This is a genomic window from Pseudomonas sp. FG86, assembly GCF_057808775.1.
This window is the reverse complement of sequence record NZ_JBMDIS010000074.1, coordinates 1-21,366: the sequence shown is the minus strand read 5'-3', so window position 1 is coordinate 21,366 and position 21,366 is coordinate 1. Positions and strand designations below refer to the sequence as shown.

At 58.6% G+C, this 21,366-nt stretch carries 21 protein-coding genes and 1 tRNA gene; 10 read left to right on the top strand and 12 right to left on the bottom strand.

The window, feature by feature from the left end; all coding sequences use genetic code 11:
* Positions 1-20 precede the first annotated feature (20 nt).
* The 3 genes from ACODSV_RS28870 to ACODSV_RS28860 are packed head-to-tail and all read left to right on the top strand — an operon-like array spanning position 21 to position 1,518.
* Positions 21-599, top strand: coding sequence for an RNA polymerase sigma factor (locus ACODSV_RS28870; RefSeq protein WP_024075998.1), 579 nt, complete (start codon positions 21-23; stop codon positions 597-599).
* The gene (locus ACODSV_RS28865) at positions 596-1,027 is read left to right on the top strand and encodes a hypothetical protein (RefSeq protein WP_150054738.1); all 432 of its coding nucleotides are present in this window, start codon (positions 596-598) and stop codon (positions 1,025-1,027) included. Before ACODSV_RS28870 ends, ACODSV_RS28865 begins: the two co-directional genes overlap by 4 nt.
* Complete coding sequence (locus tag ACODSV_RS28860) at positions 1,024-1,518, top strand: periplasmic heavy metal sensor (RefSeq protein WP_150054737.1); 495 nt, start codon at positions 1,024-1,026, stop codon at positions 1,516-1,518. The genes ACODSV_RS28865 and ACODSV_RS28860 overlap by 4 nt, the downstream gene beginning before the upstream one ends.
* Positions 1,519-1,541: 23 nt before the next feature.
* Here the strand turns inward: ACODSV_RS28860 and ACODSV_RS28855 are convergent, their stop codons facing one another.
* Together ACODSV_RS28855 and ACODSV_RS28850 are read right to left on the bottom strand one after the other, a co-directional pair.
* Complete coding sequence (locus ACODSV_RS28855) at positions 1,542-2,075, bottom strand: hypothetical protein (protein WP_150054736.1); 534 nt, start codon at positions 2,073-2,075, stop codon at positions 1,542-1,544.
* Positions 2,076-2,210: 135 nt separating this feature from the next.
* A complete protein-coding gene (locus ACODSV_RS28850; RefSeq protein WP_150054735.1) occupies positions 2,211-2,573 on the bottom strand; it encodes an NUDIX hydrolase in 363 nt (120 codons plus the stop codon).
* A 127-nt stretch (positions 2,574-2,700) separates the two neighbouring features.
* Between ACODSV_RS28850 and ACODSV_RS28845 the strand changes: the two genes are divergently transcribed.
* Positions 2,701-3,681: a Gfo/Idh/MocA family protein gene (locus ACODSV_RS28845; protein WP_150054734.1), complete on the top strand. Its 981-nt coding sequence runs from the start codon at positions 2,701-2,703 to the stop codon at positions 3,679-3,681.
* 90 nt (positions 3,682-3,771) lie between these two features.
* Positions 3,772-4,413 carry a ribonuclease T2 family protein gene (locus ACODSV_RS28840; RefSeq protein ID WP_150054733.1) on the top strand — a complete coding sequence of 214 codons (642 nt, stop codon included), beginning with the start codon at positions 3,772-3,774 and terminating at the stop codon, positions 4,411-4,413.
* On the opposite strand, the gene ACODSV_RS28835 is transcribed toward ACODSV_RS28840, so the two are convergent.
* Positions 4,414-5,274 carry an AraC family transcriptional regulator gene (locus tag ACODSV_RS28835; protein ID WP_150054732.1) on the bottom strand — a complete coding sequence of 287 codons (861 nt, stop codon included), beginning with the start codon at positions 5,272-5,274 and terminating at the stop codon, positions 4,414-4,416. It lies immediately after the preceding gene.
* A gap of 109 nt (positions 5,275-5,383) precedes the next feature.
* On the opposite strand from ACODSV_RS28835, the gene ACODSV_RS28830 reads away from it, so the two are divergent.
* Both ACODSV_RS28830 and glsB read left to right on the top strand, forming a co-directional pair.
* Positions 5,384-5,794, top strand: coding sequence for a hypothetical protein (locus ACODSV_RS28830; RefSeq protein WP_024075990.1), 411 nt, complete (start codon positions 5,384-5,386; stop codon positions 5,792-5,794).
* A gap of 167 nt (positions 5,795-5,961) precedes the next feature.
* The gene (glsB, locus tag ACODSV_RS28825; RefSeq protein WP_024075989.1) at positions 5,962-6,870 is read left to right on the top strand and encodes a glutaminase B; all 909 of its coding nucleotides are present in this window, start codon (positions 5,962-5,964) and stop codon (positions 6,868-6,870) included.
* 130 nt (positions 6,871-7,000) lie between these two features.
* On the opposite strand, the gene ACODSV_RS28820 is transcribed toward glsB, so the two are convergent.
* The 6 genes from ACODSV_RS28820 to ACODSV_RS28795 form a co-directional block, all read right to left on the bottom strand.
* Positions 7,001-8,518, bottom strand: a complete 1,518-nt coding sequence (locus ACODSV_RS28820; RefSeq protein WP_150054731.1) for a DUF2599 domain-containing protein — start codon at positions 8,516-8,518, stop codon at positions 7,001-7,003.
* Positions 8,519-9,138: 620 nt separating this feature from the next.
* Complete coding sequence (gene mddA / locus ACODSV_RS28815) at positions 9,139-9,906, bottom strand: methanethiol S-methyltransferase (RefSeq protein WP_454869416.1); 768 nt, start codon at positions 9,904-9,906, stop codon at positions 9,139-9,141.
* Positions 9,907-10,038: 132 nt separating this feature from the next.
* Positions 10,039-11,307: an NAD(P)/FAD-dependent oxidoreductase gene (locus tag ACODSV_RS28810; protein WP_150056524.1), complete on the bottom strand. Its 1,269-nt coding sequence runs from the start codon at positions 11,305-11,307 to the stop codon at positions 10,039-10,041.
* Positions 11,304-12,056 (bottom strand): amino acid ABC transporter ATP-binding protein, encoded by a 753-nt coding sequence (locus tag ACODSV_RS28805; protein ID WP_454843594.1) that lies wholly within the window; start codon positions 12,054-12,056, stop codon positions 11,304-11,306. Before ACODSV_RS28805 ends, ACODSV_RS28810 begins: the two co-directional genes overlap by 4 nt.
* Positions 12,053-12,721, bottom strand: a complete 669-nt coding sequence (locus ACODSV_RS28800; RefSeq protein WP_024075984.1) for an amino acid ABC transporter permease — start codon at positions 12,719-12,721, stop codon at positions 12,053-12,055. The genes ACODSV_RS28805 and ACODSV_RS28800 overlap by 4 nt, the downstream gene beginning before the upstream one ends.
* Positions 12,718-13,500 carry an ABC transporter substrate-binding protein gene (locus ACODSV_RS28795; RefSeq protein ID WP_069076328.1) on the bottom strand — a complete coding sequence of 261 codons (783 nt, stop codon included), beginning with the start codon at positions 13,498-13,500 and terminating at the stop codon, positions 12,718-12,720. The genes ACODSV_RS28800 and ACODSV_RS28795 overlap by 4 nt, the downstream gene beginning before the upstream one ends.
* A gap of 216 nt (positions 13,501-13,716) precedes the next feature.
* Here ACODSV_RS28795 and ACODSV_RS28790 point away from each other — a divergent pair, with 216 nt between their 5' ends.
* The 3 genes from ACODSV_RS28790 to ACODSV_RS28780 all read left to right on the top strand — a co-directional run bounded on the left by ACODSV_RS28790 (position 13,717) and on the right by ACODSV_RS28780 (position 17,188).
* Positions 13,717-14,496 carry an IclR family transcriptional regulator gene (locus ACODSV_RS28790; RefSeq protein WP_150056586.1) on the top strand — a complete coding sequence of 260 codons (780 nt, stop codon included), beginning with the start codon at positions 13,717-13,719 and terminating at the stop codon, positions 14,494-14,496.
* A gap of 291 nt (positions 14,497-14,787) precedes the next feature.
* Positions 14,788-14,862: transfer RNA gene (locus ACODSV_RS28785), tRNA-Gln, on the top strand.
* A 52-nt stretch (positions 14,863-14,914) separates the two neighbouring features.
* Positions 14,915-17,188: a hypothetical protein gene (locus ACODSV_RS28780; protein ID WP_150055304.1), complete on the top strand. Its 2,274-nt coding sequence runs from the start codon at positions 14,915-14,917 to the stop codon at positions 17,186-17,188.
* 441 nt (positions 17,189-17,629) lie between these two features.
* On the opposite strand, the gene ACODSV_RS28775 is transcribed toward ACODSV_RS28780, so the two are convergent.
* The 3 genes from ACODSV_RS28775 to ACODSV_RS28765 form a co-directional block, all read right to left on the bottom strand.
* The gene (locus tag ACODSV_RS28775) at positions 17,630-18,874 is read right to left on the bottom strand and encodes a saccharopine dehydrogenase family protein (protein WP_024075981.1); all 1,245 of its coding nucleotides are present in this window, start codon (positions 18,872-18,874) and stop codon (positions 17,630-17,632) included.
* Between the two features lie 28 nt (positions 18,875-18,902).
* Positions 18,903-20,000: a carboxynorspermidine decarboxylase gene (locus ACODSV_RS28770; RefSeq protein ID WP_489047137.1), complete on the bottom strand. Its 1,098-nt coding sequence runs from the start codon at positions 19,998-20,000 to the stop codon at positions 18,903-18,905.
* A gap of 290 nt (positions 20,001-20,290) precedes the next feature.
* Positions 20,291-21,366: SEL1-like repeat protein (locus tag ACODSV_RS28765; RefSeq protein ID WP_489047135.1), on the bottom strand; the 1,076-nt coding region annotated here is incomplete at its 5' end.

Here is a 21,366-nt window from a genome sequence, read left to right as displayed (position 1 = left end):
CTGGACCGAGACTTGCCCGATTGAAAGACACTGATCCGGACGTTGAGCTGCTGGCACGTATCGGCAATAACGAACCTGCGGCCGTCAACGAAATGGTGACCCGCAAGCTACCCCGGTTGCTTGCGCTCGCCGGTCGAATACTGGGCGATGCCGACGAGGCCAAGGATGTGGCCCAGGAAAGCTTCCTGCGCATCTGGCGCCAGGCTGCCAACTGGCGCAGTGGTGAGGCGCGTTTCGATACCTGGCTGCACCGGGTCGTGCTCAACTTGTGCCGTGACCGCCTGCGCCGGCGCAAGGAGCGCCCGTTGAGCGACGAAGAGGCGCTGGAGGTGGCAGACAGCTCGCCATCGCCTGAAGAGCAATTGGAAACCCAGGACCGCAGTGCACGCATGGCCGCCGCGTTGGCGGCCTTGCCCGAGCGCCAGCGCGAAGCCATCGTGTTGCAGTACTACCAGGAGCTGTCGAACATCGACGCCGCGGCCCTGATGAATATCAGCGTCGAGGCACTGGAGAGCCTGCTGTCGAGGGCCCGACGCCAGTTGCGCAGCCAACTTGCCGACACACCCGGGCTTGCCCGCCCAGGAAGGGGAACACCATGACACCCGAACGCTTTGCTTACCTGGCCGACGCCTACGGGGCGGACCTGCGTCGTTGGCCGGACGCTGAACAGGCACCGGCCCAGGCGTTGCTCCGCAGCGGCAATGTGCATGCGCGCGAAACCTTGCAGCAGGCGCGTTGGCTCGACAGCCGGCTGGACAGCTATCAGCCGCTCGTCGCCGACGCGGCGTTGGTCAGGCAGATTCGCCGATCCGCAGTGGGCGGTGAGTCTTTCTGGTCGCGTTACGCCGGTTGGCTATCGCCGGCCGGCCTTGTGGGCGTAGGGATCGCAGGCGTCGTCACGGGAATGCTGGTGGCGTCCATGAGCGTGCCGCTGCCCATGCTGTCATCCGACGTGCTGCCCAGCGTCTTCGACCAGGGCGACGCGGAAGTCGTCTTCACCGTCAATGCCGAGGAAGCCGAGCAATGACAAGCAGATCCCTCAAGCCGTGGTTGCTCGTTTCGGTGTTGCTCAACGTGTTTCTTATCGGCGGCGTCGGTGGCGGCCTCTACCATTGGATGGCCAACACGCCGACCGCCGCAGCGGTGGTCAATCAGCACGGCTTGCGCCAGGCGATGTTGAAGCTGCCGGTGGAGCGACGCAGGGAGCTGCGCCAGTTGCTGCGCCACAATCGCGACGACAGCCAGCCGCTGATCATGGCGGGGCGTGAAGCGCGGTTGGGTGTGATCAAGCAATTGGAAGCGCCAAGCCTGGACCGTGAGGCATTGGTGGCAGAGCTGGCCAAGGCACGGGAGGCCGATATGGCCCTTCGGGCACTGGTGGACAGCACCCTGGCGCAGTTCGCCGGTAACCTGCCCCAGGATGAGCGGCAGAAGCTGGTCGAGGCGTTGTACATGCGCGGTCAAGCAAAAAACAAATCGATGTCCCTGGAGTCGGTAGGGAGTAAGCCTCGATCCTGAGCGGTTTCATCCTGAAAGACCCGCTATGGGCGCGGGTCTTTCATTGACGCAAACGATGTGGCCAGCTTCCGGTAAATCAGACGGTCATTGCTGTCTACGTCGCCATCGCCATCGGCGTCGATGAGGTCCTTGATTTCCCGATAATTACCGTAGCGGTCGGGGTTTGTTGCGGTCACGATAAAGTCAGCTGCAGACATGACGTTGTTGCCGTCTTTGAAATGCAGGATCTCGATATCCGTTGTTGAGCCAGGTTTGAATCCTATCAATATGCGACTAAAGCGCTTCTTATCACCGATGTCGCTCAAGGTGACCAAGTCGGTTACCAGCTTGGCGGCCAGCTCATAGTAGGACGCGTCATTTTCGTCACCTTTACCGTCACCATCCACATCTTCCGGCTTGCTGATAACGTAATGCTCCCCGTCATTGTTGAGTGAAGACACACGTACGGTGAAGTCTGGCTTATCAAGTTCGTTATTTTCATCGCTGAGGCGAGATATCAGGACTTCGGGTATGTCATCGTCCCCGAACACTTCTTTGAATTCGTAGAGTAGCTTCATGGCATTGCATCCTTCCTCTGGCAGTGAAACCTGCGTCTACGACCGTAAGCCGATGACGTCGATCGGTCTACTGTCAACATTGACAGGTGATTGCCCGTTCAGTGTTGGCGACCGCGAAGGATGCTGGGCGCAGAGCTACAGGCGCCGCAGAAAGGATTTGACGATATGGCGGGTGGCGTCGGTGGTGTCCAACTCGTCCACAGCGCCATAGGCATGCCACTGGCAGTCGACGATCTCGTTGCAGGGCCGTGCATCGGCGATATTCACCACTGAGGCTTCGAACACATGGTGCAGCGTGTCGCGGGCCTTCAGTTCCTGCAGGTACAGCAGGCGGTCCACGTTCAACCCGGTTTCTTCTTCCAGCTCCCGTTCGGCCGCGCCGACGGGGCATTCATGCTGTTCGACCTTGCCACCTGGCAGTGCCCATTTCGACCTGGCCTTGCGTACGAAGAGGATATGCCCTTCGTGTTCGCAAATGACGGTTGCGCGTATTTTCATCATCTGTGCTCCCATGGCGCAATGTCTGTCACAAAAGTGTAATGCAATTGTCATGCTAGGTGGTTGTAGCGCGTCGGGTTAGGTACGTGGATACTGCCTGATTGATGAAAACGGACGAGGAAAACTGATGACGACCGTACGTTGGGGCATGATCGGCTGTGGCAGTGTCACTGAGTTAAAGAGTGGACCGGCTTTCTACAAAGCGCCAGGCTCAGCCCTGGTGGCAGTGATGGGGCGCCGCGAAGCGGTTGTGCGCGATTATGCAGCACGTCATGGCATTGCGCGCTTCTACACCGACGCCCAAGCGCTGATCAACGACCCCGAAGTGGACGCGGTGTACATCGCCACGCCGCCCGACAGCCATCTGGAGTACAGCCTGATGGTCGCGGCGGCGGGCAAGCATTGCTGCGTCGAGAAACCCATGGCCCTCAATGCCGAGCAGAGCGCGTTGATGCAGCGCACCTTCGAACGTGCCGGCTTGCACCTGTTCGTTTCCTACTACCGCCGTTCGTTGCCGCGCTTCCAGCAAGTGCGTGACTGGTTGCGGTCCGGGCGTATCGGCGAGTTGCGCCAGGTCAACTGGAGCCTCTGCAAGCCGCCAGCCGCCGAAGACGCCAGCGCCGCCAATTGGCGCACCGACCCGGCCATTGCCGGCGGTGGTTATTTTGTCGACCTGGCCAGCCACGGGTTCGATCTGTTCCAGTTCCTGGCCGGGGACATTGTCGAGGTCAGCGGGTTTACCGCGCGGCAGGCCGGGGAGTACACGGCTGAAGATGCGGTGACCGCCTGCTGGACGTTTGGCTCGGGGGCGCTGGGGATGGGCTGCTGGAACTTCGTCGCGGACCGCCGTGAAGATCGCGTCGAGCTGATCGGCAGTCGCGGGCGCATCACGTTTGCGGTGTTCGAAGACCAGCCGCTGCACCTTGAGAGCGACGTGGACGAGGTGCTGGAAGTGCCGTGCCACGAGCACATCCAGTGGCATCACGTGCTGGCGATGAACGCACACATTCGTGGCGAAGCCGAGCATCCGTCGCTGGCGATCGAGGCGTTGAAGACCGACCGCGTCCTGGACAAAGTGTTGAAGCGTAATCCCTACCATCCTGAGTAGTTTTCCCCAAGGCCGCGTGGCTTCGGCGCCTATCGCCGGGGACACCCGCGGGCCGACAATGGTCGCCTCTTTTTTTCAAGGAACAGACGGATGAACTACAAGGCAGCCTGGATGGCTATGGGGTTGGTGCTGGCATGTATGGTGGCGCAAGCGGCACCGCGTGAGCAGCGGCCAGCCGGGGATTTTGATTTTTATGTGTTGTCGCTGTCGTGGTCGCCGACCTTCTGCCTGACGCACCCGGACAACGAGCAATGTTCGGGCAAGGGCTATGGGTTTGTGCTGCATGGGCTATGGCCGCAGTACGCAAAGGGCGGGTGGCCGGCATCGTGTGATCCACAATCGCGATTGTCGGCGCAAGACCTGGCCAAAGGCGCGTTGATATTCCCGACACGGGCATTGCTCAAACACGAATGGACCAAGCACGGTACCTGCAGCGGCCTCGACGCTTCGCGCTATCTGGAGGCGACCGATGCGGCCTTGGGCGCGGTGCAGATTCCGCAACAGCTGCAGCCGTTCGATGCCCCGGCCTACCTGCAGGCGCGCGACATCGAAAACCTGTTTCGCCAGAGCAATCCCGCCATGGGCGACCACAGCGTGGCGGTGATCTGCAAGGGCAAGGTGTTATCGGAAGTGCGGGTGTGCCTGAGCAAGGAACTGCGGTTTGCCGGCTGCCCCCGGAGTGTGAAGACCCAGTGCCGCGACGGCGATATTCGGATTCCACTGCAGCGCTGATCAACTGCCTGGGTGCAATGCAATGGCGGCAGGTGCCAACGCGGCGTTGGTACTCGAGGCTCCGGCACGGTCGGCCAGGTAACGCGCTGGCGGCTGGCCCATCGCCTTGCGGAACATGGTGATAAACCCGCTGGCGTTTTCATAGCCCAGGTCCAGGGCGACCCGCTGCACGCTTTCACCCTTGGCCAGGCGTTGCAGGGACAGGATCACATGCAACTGCCGGCGCCAGCGGCCGAAACTCAGGCCAAACTCCTCCAGCAGCAGGCGCGTCATGCTGCGTTCGCTCATGCCGATGCGTACCGCCCACTGGGCGAGGGTGGCCTTGTCTGCGGGGTTGGCCAGCAGGCTGTCAGCCAGGCGGCGCAGCCTTGGGTCCTGGGGCATCGGCAGGTGCAGGTGTTCGATCGGGGCCATGGCCAGTTCGTCCAGCAGCGTGTTGATCAAGCGCCCCTGTGCCCCGTCCACCTCATATAACGGCGGGAAGCTCACCGCTTTGCTGATCAGCTCATGCAGCAGCCCGGACACGGCCAGGGTGCACGCCTGCGGGGGCAGGGCGTTGGCGGCGTGCGGGTCGACCAGCAGGCAATACACCTCCGCCGCCCCGGAGCCACGGGCCGCGTGGGGCATGCCACCGGGAATCCACAGCGCGCATTGTGGCGGCACGATCCAGATACCGGCCTCGATTTCACAATGAATCGCCCCGCGCAGGGTGTACATCAACTGGCCCTTGCGGTGGGTGTGTGGAGCGTGCTCCCAATTCTGTGATGCGCTGCTGGCGCTCACTGCCACCACGGCACGTGGGATCAGGTCGGCATCCTTGGCGCGCGAGGGGTCATGCAGGTCGAGACGATGGCGCTTCATGGCAGTGTCGCGGCTTGGCTGAGTTGCGAAACATTCTGGCTATTCTGTGCAATGTCGTCCAGCGGTTCGGCGCCTATAGTGAGATCCACTCTCATTCAGGAGCTTTGCCATGCGACTCGACAGTTCAACCTTCCCTGTGGTGAAAATCGTCTTTGACGCGCCCAACGAAGGCGGGCCGGACGATACTTTCGTGATCTTCGAAAGCCTGTTGGCGCGTCAGCAACCCTTCCTGCTGCTGCATGAAAAAGCCGTGGATGAGAACAATCACGAACACTCCCATGAGGAGCGCAAACAAGCCTCGATCTGGATGAAGAAAAACAAACCGGCCCTGCGCGCGTTCGTCAAAGGCATGATTCAGGTGGAACCGAGCGCGGCCAAACGCCTGGCGCTCAAACCGTTCACCATCACGTTCAGTAAGGCGTGGGGCTATCCGCTGCTGGTGGTAGGGTCCCGGGAGCAGGCGTGGGCACTGGCGCGGGACGTACTCGATGAGCGAGTTTGCGATGTGGCGCAATTTTGAAATGTGCACCGGGCGGGGGGGCGTCAGTCGCTGTAGACAGTCCGCCCCGGCTGATTTCCTTCACCTTTGCCGAACCGGAGAGGGAGATTGTGTGGGGCTTGCGAGCACATTGAAGTATCCTCCGCGCCCCGCTATCACTGATTCAACGAACGATGACCTCACACGCTATGCAGGCGATGCTATCGGCGATCCTCGACGAAGTGCGCCCACTGATCGGCCTCGGCAAAGTCGCCGACTATATCCCCGCATTGGCCGACGTACCGGCCAACCAACTCGGTATTGCGGTGTACGGCAACGACGGCTCCGCCTACTGCGCCGGCGATGCCGACACCCTGTTCTCGGTGCAAAGCATCTCCAAGGTATTCAGCCTGGTGCAGGCCATCGACCACGGTGGCGAAACCATCTGGGAACGCCTGGGCCACGAGCCTTCGGGGCAACCGTTCAACTCCATGGTGCAACTGGAATTCGAACGCGGGCGACCCCGTAACCCCTTCATCAATGCCGGCGCGCTGGTGATCTGCGACATCAACCAATCACGCTTTGCCGTGCCGATTTTGTCGATGCGTGACTTTGTGCGGCGCCTGTCGGGCAACCCGCAGATCCTGGTCAACAGCGTCGTCGCCGAATCCGAAGCCCAGCACGGCGCACGCAACGCGGCCATGGCTTACTTGATGAAGTCGTTCGGCAACTTCCATAACGATGTGGACGCGGTGCTGCACAGTTACTTCAACTACTGCGCGTTGCAGATGAGCTGCCTGGATCTGGCCCGGGCATTCAGCTTCCTGGCTAACGCGGGGGTGAGCGCCCACAGCGGCGAGCAGATCTTGACCGCGCGCCAGACCAAGCAGGTGAACTCGATCATGGCCACCAGTGGGCTGTATGACGAGGCGGGCAACTTTGCCTACCGCGTGGGCTTGCCGGGCAAGAGCGGGGTCGGCGGCGGGATTGTCGCGGTGGTGCCGGGGCAGTTTACCGTGTGCGTATGGTCGCCGGAGTTGAACGCAGCGGGGAATTCGCTGGCGGGGATGAAGGCGTTGGAGTTGTTGAGCGAGCGGATTGGGTGGTCGGTGTTTTGAGATTAACGCGACACTGTGCACGGTTAAACGAATGACTCAATAGGCTCTAAGCTCATGGAACCCGCAGATAACACTGCTAGGTCCATGAGCTTGATCCAGGTGAGTGGCTTTCACGTTAATCAATCGGGTTTCAGATTGGATTGCATTTTTCGGCGACAGCGGTCTCGTGAGACACATTCGGCCGGAAGGGTTCCAAGTTCCACTCAGCTTTGTCTTTTGCGATGGCGAGGTGACAGACAAATTGTCGACGCATGCCGCCGCCGTCGTTATTTTTCCATTGTGGGTCGTTGGCATATTTCTGAACGAGTTCTTGATAAGCCGCGTCGGTTTTATCGGGGCCAATGAGCCTGCCGCAAGCGGTAGGGACTACCGAAAGAGTCCATTGTTCTTTGTTGGTGCCAGGGTCATAACGTAACAACCAGGAAGCGGAAGCAATATAGGACGTGCAGGTCGAGGTGTTCAGTGAAAAGTTACGATCGTCGGCCCAATTTGACGTTTGACCGTTGAGGATCTGCCTGGCAGTGATCGGATCATAACTGGCCATCGTTGCAGCAGGGATTTTCCAGGTGCCATCTGATCCGGCAGTCGTCTTACCAAGCAAGTACGCACCGTCTTTTGGATATACCTCAATTTCGGCATACGGTGCGCTCTTACCGGAAATAGTGAAGGGGGAGGAAACCGTGGCGCCTTCCTTCGGTTCTAAAATCGTAGGGCGGGTAAGGGCAGTGGTGGGCGCCCCCTGGCCGGTGACTGCCTGGTTCAAGGAACTGAAACCAAACACTACCTCCTCTTGTGCCGAGGTGGGGAGTTTTAGACTGAGTATTGGAACAATAATACCGGTGTCTGTATAGAACTCTTGTTGATTGGCTTGGGCGTCAGCTAGGCTCGCCTTTGTTGTGAAAAAAAAAGTTTGAATCGGTAAAGTACTGCCGCTTTTTGGTGGCCAGGCGGTAACTTGCAGGTCATTCCAATCGGGGGCGAAACCTAGCAGGTTCTTCGCCTTGATCGACTCCATGAACGGGATACTGCCTGCCGGTACTGTTTTTCTGACATCGAATCCACACTGAGATAGATAGGGGTCAGAGGATGAAGCGCTATCATTCCAGTGTTGTAACCATTGTTGGGCGGTCGTGATTCCTTGTAGGGAGCATAAACGACTGGCTTGAAAGTATTTTCCATTCTCCAGCGTGATGCTGCCGCAAGGAACATCGCGATGCCAGTCCCAGGAGTCTTTCGGGAATGAACAAAGAACATCAACAGGGATCTTGCCGGGCGGTGCCAGAAGATTGGGATAGATTATATAGCCATTCGCATCGGGCAGATTCCAGGCGAAGTTTGAGAACTTGACGTCTTTTCTTAAAAAAGAAAATGAAATAGAAGCTCTGGCGATTGATGTTGGGCTAGGGTCCCAGACTCTATAGGCGTTGGATTTTTTGGTCACCCTTAACAAGAGGCCATTGCACAAAAAAGCCGGGCGGTTAACGGTTCCGCAGTCGACGGCAGTATCGTGGTATTGATTTTGAATGGCGATCAATGTGTTTTGGCCGTCGGTGATGGAGTCAATAGGCGAACCTGAACTCCATTGCGCATTGGCGTGGCTGAATAGAAAGGAGAGGCTTAAGAGTATTAGATGCCCTATGCGTTTCATGATGTGCCTCTTTTTATACCTATAAAATGGGTGGCGAGCCGATGCATTTTTGTCTTTGCATGTAAAGGCTAATCAGTGCGAGGAAAATATGTACCTGTTACTTTTCACAGGTTTTTATATTTTTTAGCTATGGCTGGAGGGGGGGTTATTATCTTGAGCTTTTTAGGTGCTGCGAGCTTTAATGAGAGGGGTGGGATGTCTGTTTAGTTAGTTGTTGGAAGTTGTAATGGCGGGCTCGATATTTTTCATGGGCGAGTGCCAGGTGTTTATTAGATGCGCAACACTTTTGGTCTAAATATCGAGAGTTGATGGGGCTTCAAAAGTGAGAGGTTGCATAGGGGCTGGAAAGCTTCTTTCAATAAACTTTTAAACGTGGGCTATGTGCATGCAGTTCGCACATTAAACCCTTATCGGAAAAATCCTAGAAGAGCAAACCCAGAACGCGAATGCTACGCTGCCGTCGCAGCCCAGGATTTTTCCCTTTTCTCAGATGGATGTCTGTATGGCCTATGAACGCCATATCGCCCGTGTCGGTCGATCAGTGTGCCAGGCAGCTCCGGGGCTGTGTGTTGGGGCTGCTGCGCAGCCCAACGCGGGGCAAGCCCGCTCGCCACAAAGGGCTATTCAGGGTCTTTTTTGCGTGTCTTCGACCACGGCAAAATCATGCTCACTTCCTGCTGATACCGGCGATACCGCTCACCAAACAACCTCACCAGGTCCTTCTCTTCAAAGCTGGCGCCAATGAAGACATAAACCGTCATCCCTATCGCGAATAGCAGGTGCCCAGACGTCATGTACGGCGTTGCCCAAAAGGCGATCAGAAAACCGAGATACAGCGGGTGGCGCACGATCTTGTAAAGCAGCGGCGTCCTGAATACTGGCGCCTGCGGTGTGGGGTTGCGCCAACGGTCGATGACCTGCTTGAGCCCGAACAGTTCGAAGTGGTCGATCAAAAAGGTTGCCAGTAAAGCGATGCCCCAGCCCAGCCAGAACAGGCCAATCAACAGGGCCTTGGCCCACGTCGTTTCAACCTTCCAAACGGTGAACGTCATCGGTTGCCACAGCCAGAACATCAGCACAAGCACCAGGCTGCTGAGCAGTACATACGTGGAGCGCTCCACCGACGTGGGGATGATTGCCGCCAGCCATTGTTTGAAGCCTGTACGTGCCATGACCGTGTGCTGGACGCCGAATAGCAGGATCAGTGCGCAGTTGATCAGCGCGGCGATGGGCCACGCGACGAGGGGGCCATCGTTGATGTTCTTGGGCACTGCCACGTTGCCGACGAAGCCGATCAAATATAAGCACGTGATCAGGAACACCACGTAACAGCAGGCGCTGTACACCAATCCGATGGCACGGGCGGTGCGGTTGTTGTCGAGGTTCATGAGCGTGCCTTTCCCACAGGATGAATGGACAGCAAACCCGCAGGTCAGCCACTCCATGGCTAAGCCTAGCGGGTTTTGCGTGCACGGTAAGCTGTGAGAGTTGACAGTTCTCGGCGTTGCGGACAGCAGGATTCAGCTGATATTGAGCCGATCCAACAAGCTGTACCAAGCCACCCCCGCACCAATGTAAAACCGCTGCAGCCCATGCATCGGCAAGCGCTGCAACGGCGTCACCGGGTAGGCAAACTCCGCCTTGCTGTCACATAACCGTCCCGCCAATTGCTGGCCCAGGCTGGTACACAGCGCAATCCCCCGCCCGTTACAGCCCAGCGCCAACGTCAGTCCCGGCGCAGGCTCGTGTACGTGGGGCATGAAATCCCGGGTGATCGCGATTCGCCCGGCCCAGCGATACTCGAATTCCAACGGCCCCAGCTGCGGAAACAGCAACGCCAATGATCGTTCCAGATGCGCGAAATCCGCAGGCGAGGAGGGATCGTTGAACAGCCCGCGCCCGCCCATCAGTAAGCGGCCGTGACTGTCTTTACGAAAGTACAACAGCAAGCGCTGCGCCGTGGACACGGTTTCCTGCCCCGGCAGGATACTCTCGGCCGCGGGCCCGCTCAGCGGTTTGGTGGCGACGATAAAACTGTTCGCTGCCAGGATGCTCTGCGCCATGCCCGGCCACAGGTTGCCACTGTAGCCATTGGTCGCCAGCACCACTTGGTCGGCGCTCACTTGCGCACCACCAGCGGTTTGCAAGTGCCAGCCAGCACCCTGGCGCTGCAATGCCGTCACTGCGCTGTGACCATGAATGCGCACACCCGCCGCCGCCGCCGCGCCCACCAGCCCACGGGCATACGCCAACGGCTGAAGCGCCCCGGCGCGACCGTCCAGCCAGCCACCGGCAAACGCCTCGCTGCCCATGCGCGCAGCCACTGCCGCCGCGTTCAGGCGCTGCACGGGGACACCCCGGCTGGCCCACTGATCCGCCCGTGCGTGCAGCCCGGCGACGCCTTTTTTGCTGTATGACACCTGCATCCAGCCTTTGCGTACCGGTGCGCAATCAATCCCGTGCTTTTCGATCAGGTTGAACACCAGGTCCGCCGAGTTCGAGACAGTCGAGATCAATGGTTCGGCGCGCTCCGGCCCGAGCATCCGCACCAGTTGTTCCGGGTCGTATTTGAGCGTCGGGTTGACCTGCCCACCGTTGCGCCCGGACGCCCCCCAGCCCGGTTCGTTAGCTTCCAGTACACACACGCTGACCCCGCGCTCGGCCAGATGCAGCGCCGTCGACAGCCCGGTATAGCCAGCACCGACAATCGCCACATCCACCTTCACCGATTCACTCAGCGCAGGCGTCGGCATCACCGACGGCGCCGTCGCCGACCACAATGACTTCATGACAGGCTCCGCGTATCGGCAGTGGGGTGCAGCACCCGCCGCAGGAAATCCTGGGTACGTGGATGCTGCGGATCGCCCAGCACTTGCTCGGCCGCGCCGCTTTCGACGATGTAGCCGCCATGCAGGAAGCACACGCGGTCGGCCACTTCCCGTGCAAAGCCCATTTCGTGAGTGACGACAATCATGGTCATGCCTTCATCGGCCAGGGTGCGCATCACCGCCAGCACGTCGCCCACCAGTTCCGGGTCGAGGGCCGAGGTGGGTTCGTCGAACAGCATGGCTTCGGGTTTCATCGCCAGGGCGCGGGCGATGGCCACGCGTTGTTGCTGGCCGCCGGAGAGCTGTTCCGGGTAGGCGTCGGCCTTGGCACTCAGGCCGACTTTTTCCAGCAGCACCAGGGCTTCTTCGCGGGCCTGCTTGAGCGGTTCGCCTTTGACGTACACCGGGCCTTCCATGACGTTTTCCAGCACGGTGCGATGGGGGAACAGGTTGAAGCGCTGGAACACCATGCCCATGCGGCTGCGCAGGGCGTGAACGGTTTTACTGGCGCGCTGCACGGTTTCGCCGAACACGTTGATGTGGCCGCCGTCATAGGCTTCCAGCGCATTGATGCAGCGCAGCAGGGTGGATTTGCCTGAGCCCGACGGACCGATCAGGCACACCACTTCACCCTTGGCCACGTCCAGGTCCACGCCGTGCAGCACGCGGTGGCTGCCGTAGTGTTTTTGCAGTTGGCGTATCTCGATCATGCTTTTTTCCTCCGGCCCAGGTGCTGTTCCATTCGACGCAAGCCATACACCAGCGGCAGGCTCATCAGCAGGTAGAGCAGGGCGACCAGGGTATAGACGGTCATGTTCTGGAAGGTCGACGAGGCGATCAGTTGGCCCTGGCGGGTCATCTCGGCCACGGTGATGGTCGACACCAGCGACGAGTCCTTGAGCATCATCACCAGGGTGTTGCCGTAGGGCGGCAGCGCGATGCGAAACGCCTGGGGCAGGATCACCCGGCGCATCATCAATGCTGAGCGCATGCCCAGCGCTTCGGCGGCTTCGCGCTGGCCCTGTTCCACGGCGATGATGCCGGTGCGAAAGTTCTCGGCCTGGTACGCCGAGTAGGCGATGCCCATGCCGATCACCCCGGCATAGAACGCTGTGAGGTGCACCCCCATGTCCGGCAGCACGAAGTAGATGTAGAACAGTTGCACGATGATTGGCAGGCCACGGATCACATTGATGATGGTGCTCGCGGTCCACGACAGCACGCGGATCGGTGACAACTTGAGCAACGCCAGTACCAGGCCGATCGCGCTACTGAGCAGGAACGACAGTACGGTGATCTGGATCGTTACCCAGGCGCCCTGCAGCAAAATCGGCAGGAAGTCCTGGGCGTTCTGCAGGAATTCGGCCGGGTTCATGGGCGCACCTGGGTATCAAGCCCCCACTTCTTGAGGATGTTGTCCAGAGTGCCGTCGGCCTTGATGCTGGCGATGGCGGTGTTAAGGCGCGCGAGGGTTTCGGTGTCGCCCTTGCGCACCACCAGGCACACTTCGCCGACGTTGGCGGGCGTGTAGTCAGGGGCCAGTTTTACCCCTTTGAACAGCTTCTGGCGGATCTGGTACGCGACCACGGGTTGGTCACCGACCGCTGCCTTGATACGGCCCAGGGACAGGTCGCGGACCATCTCGCCGATCGAGTCATAGGTGCGGATTTCCTTGAAGATGCCCAGCTTGTTCAGTTGGTCATAGAAGATCGTACCGGCCTGTACACCGACCACCTGACCTTTGAGCGGCATCAAGTCCGGGTAGGCGGCGTTGTCCTCGGCGCTGATGATCAGGCCTTCCCCGTAGGCGTACACCGGCGCGCTGAAGTCGACGACCTTGGTGCGCTCTTGGGTCTTGAGCATGCCGGCGGAGATGAAGTCGAGCTTGCCGGACGTGAGGGAGGGGATCAGCGCGGCGAAGTTGGTCTGTTCGATCTGGCTGGTAAAGCCGCCAGCCTTGCCCACGGCCTCGGCCACATCGACCATCACGCCCTGGATGCTGTTGCTCTTGATATCGAGGAAGGTAAACGGCGAGCCGCTGGCCGTTGCACCGACTTTGTACGAGGACGCACCGGCGGCGTGCACAACGCCGACGCATAGGGTGGCGCACAGACCGAAGGCGAGGCGGCGAAACAAGGGCGAAAGACTGTTCATCGGGTTACTCCATAAGGAAAACGGATTGTCAGTAGCGCTAGCGGCTACGGATGAAACCGCAAGCTCTATGCCATTTCGATGAATAAAAATCGTATGTCGCTATAGAAAATAGAAAAAATGAACTGTTCGTATCGGTATGCGATTTTTAATGGTCTATTTTGGCAATTTAGGGTAGAAATATCGCTACGTCTGACTGACCCCGCCCGTGAGTTCGCCATGTCCGAAGAACGCAACAGTTTGCACAACCAATCCCTGGAAAAAGGCCTGTCGGTGCTCAAGGCATTCAGCGCCCAGCGCCGTAGCATGAGCCTTGCAGAGGTGGCGGACGCCGCCGGCATGACCAAAAGCTCCGCCCAGCGCATGGTGTTTACCCTCGAAAGCCTGGGTTACCTTCGGAAACACTCCCGCACCCGGCATTACCAACTCACCCCGCGGGTGCTGGAGTTGGGCTTCAGTTATCTGGATGCGCATTCGCTGATCGAAGTGGCCAACCCGTTTCTGTCGGAACTCACGCGCTTGACCGGCGAGACCTCGTGCCTCACCGAGCCGGCGGGCTACGACATGACCTACATCGCGCGCTTCGTCAGTTCAGGCTTTGTGCCGGTGCACATGCCGATCGGCTCGCGGGTGCCGATGTACTGCACGGCATCGGGGCGGGCGTATTTGAGTGCGCTGCCGCAGGAGGAAGCGTTGGTGTTGATCGAGAACAGCCAGCGCATTGCGCACACCAGCCAGACATTGACTGAGGTCGACAGGATTCTGGATTCGTTGCAGGTGGTGAGAGAGCAGGGTTATGCAGTGAATGGCCAGGAGTTGTTTCTGGGCGACATGACTATCGGCGCGCCAGTGCTCGGTGCGAATGGCCGCCCGGTGGCAGCGGTGCATGTGGTGGCGCCAACCAGTCGGTGGAGCAGGGCGGATGCGGAGAAGCAATTGGCGCCGGCACTGTTGCAATGCTCAAGGGCACTGAGCAACTCAGCCCGGAACCTGGAGTAAGTGTGGGAGAGGGCTTGCTCCCGTGGTTGCAACGGGTCAGCCACTCCATGGCTAAGCCTCACGGGTTTTGTGTGCGCGGTAAGCTGTGAGAGTTGACAGTTCTCGGCGCTGCGGGTGGTAGGACTCAGCTGATGGAGTCGATCCGGCAAGTCATACGGCATTCCCCGGAATAACGCGTAGAGATCTCCGGCGGTTCTTACAAAAAAAGAAGTACGTTGTCGTCAGCCATTATTTAATGATGACCTCGCACCTTCACATCCTTCAGCAATTGCCAGACAATGCGCGCGCTGTTCCGGAGTAGTTCAGCGGTAGAACACTTGGCTCTGGACCGAGTGGGCGCTGGTTCGAATCCAGCCTCCGGACCCATCACATCACAAGGCAATCTGGACACATCCCCAGAACACACGGAGTGACTGGTATGGGCGCGGGTTATGCGGTTTTCCAACTGTCCAAAGCGCTGATTGCGCACGATAAAAATTGCGGTCCCCTCGCTCGCTTTGAAGCCAGCAGACGTATTTCACACTGGCAGCAGGTCATTACGCACATGCTGCAAGGCACTGCTGAGTACGGCTCGCGCACCCCGATTGCCGGGCTTCCGGCCTGGGTTACGCTGGAAGTCATTACGGGGGGCTTTGCTACCGGCAACCTTTTGGCCGGTGGCGAATTGACCGACTATGAGCGTGAACTGGCCGCCTCTATTCCGGGTGTTCGCCAGGGGTTCGAGCGGTTGGATATTAATGCCTGGCATCTGACGGATGACGGCCTTGACGCGCTGCACCAGCGTCTGACCGCTTGTGACTATAGCGTTGAGGTACCGGAAGAGGCCGCGTTACTGACGGTGGCCTGGCTGTCAGGCCAGCAGCGCAACGAGGAAGCCAGGGCACTGATAGACCAGATTGTTCCGTTCTTCGATCGATTGCGTTTCTTTCCGTCAATCTCCGTGCAGCTCCCGATTTCAGCCACACAGGTTCACACAGTTGATGTCGCAGAGGTCAAGGAATTGCTTTCAACCTTGCCGCCTCACGCTCAGATAGTTGCTCAGAAACAGAGTATTGAAGCGCGTCTGCCCCTATATGATTCAGCTGTTGCGCATTTCCTCCTGACTTATCAGGCTGGCTGGCCGTGCCGCAGTTACCCGGTTCAGTGGCACGAGCAGGCAGCCGAATTAGATGCGCGTTATAAAAGCCTTGGACTCAACAAATGCACCCCTGATCGTGTGGAGGAATTGTTTCTTCTGCTCGAGCAATGCGCTCGCGATGCTGAGTCGCTCACCGGACGTCAGGTAGGTCGCATAAAGCGAATTGTCGATGACTTCGTGCGCAAGCATGGCGCGCCGGATTCGGCCTCTCACCTTGCGTTCCGTGCGAATCAGCTTCGCCAGGTTGCGGGGCCAGAGCATCACCTGATTGCGCGTGCCGTGGCAAAGCGTCTCGCCAAGTATCCGGCGAAAAGTGGTATCTCGGATTTTGACGATTTGGTCGTTCCGCTCACTGCTGAGGAGGCATTGGAGTGCGCGCAGGGCGGATGTGTCGCGATACCCGCGGCGATCCTGCGGCGGGTTCAACGCTGTCGCAGTGGGACAATCAGCGAATTGATCGAGCATGGGCTCATCACTTCGGGTGACACAGTCGCACGGGTACTGCCCGCGATGACAGCTCAGCTCAGTAGCTCGGGGTTACGCGACGAAGCACTGAGGATGGTCTACGCATCGACCTATCAGGCTTTCCGTCGACGGCGTTCGTTATTGCTATTGAACCTTCAGCGTCAGGTCGGCTTCAGTGAGTTGCCATGGGTTGCTGCAATTGAGGGTGACCGGCAGTCAGGCGTTGATGCCGCGAGCGCCGCCAGGCAATCTCTCGTTGAATCATCGGCATTGACGATTCATGCCTTCCCTTATGCCATTCTTCCTAACAAGCTTCTTCAGGAGTTTAGAACACTGGCGGACACCGCGGGACTGGATCTTCCCTTCGTGGAGGAGGTCGCTGCAGATATCTTCATGGGGCAGTTTTCACCTAAGTTCGCTGATAATGCCCGGCGAGCGGGAGGGGTAATGGCAGGTACCCTATACGCACGTTACTACGCGATTGATACCGATGAACTGGCCCGTCTGATCCCCACAGGGCGACGACATGCGCGAGTTTCAAGCGATGCCTTCGCCACCTTATGCGCGAAGCGCGCGGGAGCTAGGTTGGGCACTTGGCACCCTGCAACCAATGGCACCATCCTTGAGCAGCAGCAGGTTTTAACCACTCAAAACCTCGCACTGCTTTTTGATGAGATTGGACTGAAAGTTTTACTGAAGCCTCGACTAGGGCGCATGGTCCAGGCGTGTTTTGAGTGGATCTGCAAACGGCACCAGATGCAGACCGAGTCCTATCATGCTCGGTTAATCATGCTCAAGAATACGGCCTATGCCTGGCGTCAGATGGTGTTTTACCTTGCGATGCTTGACGAATATGAATGCCAAGATGCGTTGAGGTCTGTCGAGGCTTATTTCGCCACGCAGCCTGTGGTTTTTCGAGAAAAATTTCTACCGTTGATGAGTGGTTTGCGTAAAGCCGTTGCAGGCGAAGTATTGCCTCAGCAGGCCCCAACAGCCGATGGTGCGAGGGTATTTCTGGGATGGACCACCACACGTCACTGGCTACTACCTTCGCAGCACGTTGAATCAAGCCGGGCCGTTGAACAGTAGGTAATTTGAACTGCTTGCAGGCGACCCGAAACTGCAATCGGGGGGCAAGCCCCTTCCCACATTTGGATCTCCATAGGTCAGATATCTCCATAGGTCAGGTAGAGCTAATTCTGCTTTTGCTCTGGTGCCCCCATGCTCCAAAACCTGCGTTCGGCCAGCGTGGTTAATGGGGGGCCTAACATCAAAGGCCAAATCGCGGCGGCCTGAAAGCCGACCGGTTTATGCCTGATGTACCCGGTTGGAAATGTGGGAGGGGGCTTGCCCCCGATGAGGGAGTGTCAGTCACTTATTGGTTAACTGACCCGGCGCTATCGGGGGCAAGTCGAATCGTCGCACCGCCCCTCCCACATTGGATTTTCAGCGGTCTGGAGACAAGTGTCCGGCCAAACAAAAAATGCGCCCCTGAGGGCGCATTTTTTTTGTTCGGTCTGCTATCGCCTATCAGGCAATCGCATCCCAGGCCCGATCACCGTGCTCGTCCTTGATCCGCGTCGGCAAGCCCATCACGTCCAGCGCCTTGAGGAATGGCTCAGCTGGCAATTCCTCAACGTTGGCCATGCGCTTTACATCCCACTCACCGCGGGCAACCAACAGGGCGGCAGCCACCGGTGGAACGCCGGCGGTGTAGGAAATGCCCTGGCTGTCAGTCTCGGCAAAGGCTTCTTCGTGATCCGCTACGTTGTAGATGAACACTTCGCGCGGCTGGCCATCCTTGGTGCCTTTGACCAGGTCACCGATGCAGGTCTTGCCGGTGTAGCCGGGGGCGAGGGAAGACGGGTCGGGCAGTACGGCCTTGACCACTTTCAACGGCACCACTTCCAGGCCTTCGGCGGTTTTCACCGGCTTTTCGGAAAGCAGGCCGAGGTTGTTCAGCACGGTGAATACGTTGATGTAGTGCTCGCCGAAGCTCATCCAGAAACGCACGTTGGGCACGTCGAGGTTTTTCGACAGCGAGTGCACTTCATCGTGGCCGGTCAGGTAGAGGTTCTGCGAGCCGACCACCGGCAGGTCGTCGGTGCGCTTGACTTCGAACATGGTGTTGCTGGTCCACTGGCTGTTCTGCCAGCTCCACACCTGTCCGGTGAATTCGCGGAAGTTGATTTCCGGATCGAAATTGGTGGCGAAGTATTTGCCATGGGAGCCGGCATTGACGTCGAGAATGTCGATCGAATCAATGCGGTCGAAATGCTGTTGCTGCGCCAGCGCGGCGTACGCGTTGACGACACCTGGGTCGAAGCCCACGCCAAGGATGGCGGTGATGTTCTTCTGTTTGCACTCTTCCAGGTGGTTCCATTCGTAGTTGCCGTACCACGGCGGGGTCTCGCAGACCTTGCCCGGCTCTTCGTGGATGGCGGTGTCGAGGTACGCGACGCCCGTGTCGATGCAGGCACGCAGTACCGACATGTTGAGGAACGCGGAACCTACGTTGATGACGATCTGCGATTCGGTCTCGCGGATCAGGGCCTTGGTCGCTTCCACGTCCAGGGCGTTCAGCGCGAAGGCTTGGATATCGGCGGGTACCTTGAGGCTACCCTTGGCCTTGACGCTGTCGATGATGGCCTGGCATTTGGAGATGTTGCGCGACGCGATAGCAATACGACCGAGTTCGTCGTTGTGCTGCGCGCACTTGTGGGCCACCACCTTGGCGACACCTCCTGCACCAATGATAAGAACGTTCTTTTTCAATTGCTTTATCTCTCCTTTATCCGCCAGCTTACGAAAGGCTGGACAGGTAGTCGTCGTAACCAAATTCACGAACCACCTCGACTGTACCGTCGAGTTGTTTCACTACGACGGACGGCATTTTCAGGCCGTTGAACCAGTTTTTCTTGACCATGGTGTAGCCCGCGGTGTCGATGAACGACAGCCGATCGCCGATGGCCAGCGGACGATCGAATTGATACTCGCCAAAGATGTCCCCGGCCAGGCAGGATTTGCCGCACACCATGTAGGTGTGTTCACCCGCGCTTGGCGCCAGCTTGGCGTTGAGGCGGTAGATCAGCAGGTCCAGCAGGTGGGCTTCGATGGAACTGTCGACCACGGCGAGGTGCTTGCCGTTGTAGAGGGTGTCGAGCACCGTGACTTCCAGCGAGGCGCTGTTAGTGATCGCGGCTTCGCCGGGTTCCAGGTAGACCTGCACGTCGTACTTCTGCGAGAACGCCTTGAGGCGCTGGCAGAAGGCGTCGATGGCATAGCCTTCACCGGTGAAGTGGATGCCGCCGCCGAGGCTGACCCAGTTGACCTTGTGCAGCAGCGCGCCGAAGCGTTCTTCGATGGTGTTCAGCATCTGGTCGAACAGGTTGAAGTCGCCGTTCTCGCAGTTGTTGTGGAACATGAAGCCGGAGATCTGCTCGATCACGCCTTCGATCTTCACCGGGTCCCATTCGCCCAGGCGGCTGAACGGGCGCGCCGGGTCGGCCAGCAGGTAGTCGGAGCTGCTCACCTGCGGGTTGACGCGCAGGCCGCGGGTCTTGCCCTCGGAGCGCTCGGCAAAACGTTGCAGCTGGCTGATGGAGTTGAAGATGATCTTGTCGCAGTTGACCAGCATCTCTTCGATTTCATCGTCGGCCCAGGCCACGCTGTAGGCGTGTGCCTCACCTTCGAACTTCTGGCGACCGAGCTTCAACTCGTACAGCGACGACGAGGTGGTGCCGTCCATGTATTCCTGCATCAGGTCGAACACCGACCAGGTGGCAAAGCACTTGAGCGCCAGCAGGGCCTTGGCGCCGGACTGCTCGCGCACGTAAGCGATCTTCTGCATGTTGACCAGAAGCTTCTGTTTATCGATGAGGTAGTACGGCGTTTTGATCATTTTTGAGAGCCTGCGGCGGTGCCTGCCAAAAAAGGACACGCATTGTGCCCGCACTTGGATCGAATCGAAAGGTTAGCCGGCGGATTTTGCTGCGCCGCTTTTAATCTGACCTGCCAATGTGACAGCCCGAGGGTATGATGAGCCACTCGGGTGACGACACAACGTTGGGATGACAAGAGGTGAGAGTGGACGCATGGGCCTGCACTGGCTGTACGGTCTGGCCGTTCGTAGTCGACCAGTACGCTTTTCTGGTGGTGGCTGGTCGTCAATCCAAGGGCCATGGGCGTGCTTCATGAAAGCAGGCACCATTCGACTGCCATCTCACTGCACGTGACTTTGTCGGAGAAGGGCCAAGTGCGGAACTGATAGTGCTCGACCCACATTGCAGGAAACACCTCGCCCTTTTCGAAATACCGAGTGCCGTTTCTGCCCTTCAATGAATGGCCCGGAAAAAGCAGGCCAACCTTCCAATATCCACTGACAGGGCAGGCCTGGCCGCTATAGCAGTTGGGTGCGAATAAGTGCGATTGGCTGAACGCAGGCGACCCCGGCATTCCCTGACCCGTTGCCGGGTCGAGAAGCTTGGCCTTGGCCAACTGCTGGATCAGTGCTTCGCTGGGCTTTTCTGGCGGGACGTTGGCCAGGCGTGCTTCCAGCCATTGCAGTTTGCCGTCCCAGGCGGGCAGTTTGGCGGGCGGTAAGGGGAGGATGTCGTTGATTTCGGGGACCTTCGGGTCAGCGTAGGAGTAGTTTGCGAGTACTCTCCAGATTGTTTTATAACGCTCTGCTCGCTCGAGGTCTTTCAACTGGCCGAGGTAGTACAGGTCATCAATGACAGGGCCACGAAAGCCATTGCCCAAAAAGGAAGACGAACTTTCATCACCTGCGGCTACACCAAGTTGAAATACTTCAAGTGCTTCTTGGTACCGGCCCTTAATTTGAAGATTGACCCCCAATGCAACGGCAGCCTGACCATTACCTTGATCGGCCGCGCAGCGGCGCATTTCCTGGGCAACGGTCGGTGCAATGTCTACCGGCGCTAGCTTGTCGGCTACATAATCCTGGGCCAGGGTACTGCCCTGATCAGCGGCCTTGCGGAAGTAGCGTAGAGCCATTTCTGAGTCCTGTTTTAGCCCGGCCGAGCCATTTTTGAGGAAGATGCCAATGAAGTAGTAACCCGTCGCCACGCCCGCCTCGATCAGTTGTTGACTCAGGCGCAGATGCTCATCCCCCCTTAGTTTGAACTTTCCACGCATTGCTCCGTTCTGCAAGTTGATATTGGCCTTGTAATGTTCGTTCTCGGCAGCAATGCGATACAGCCGCTCAATTTCGGCATCGATGGTCTTGTCTTGTTTGAGCTGGTTAT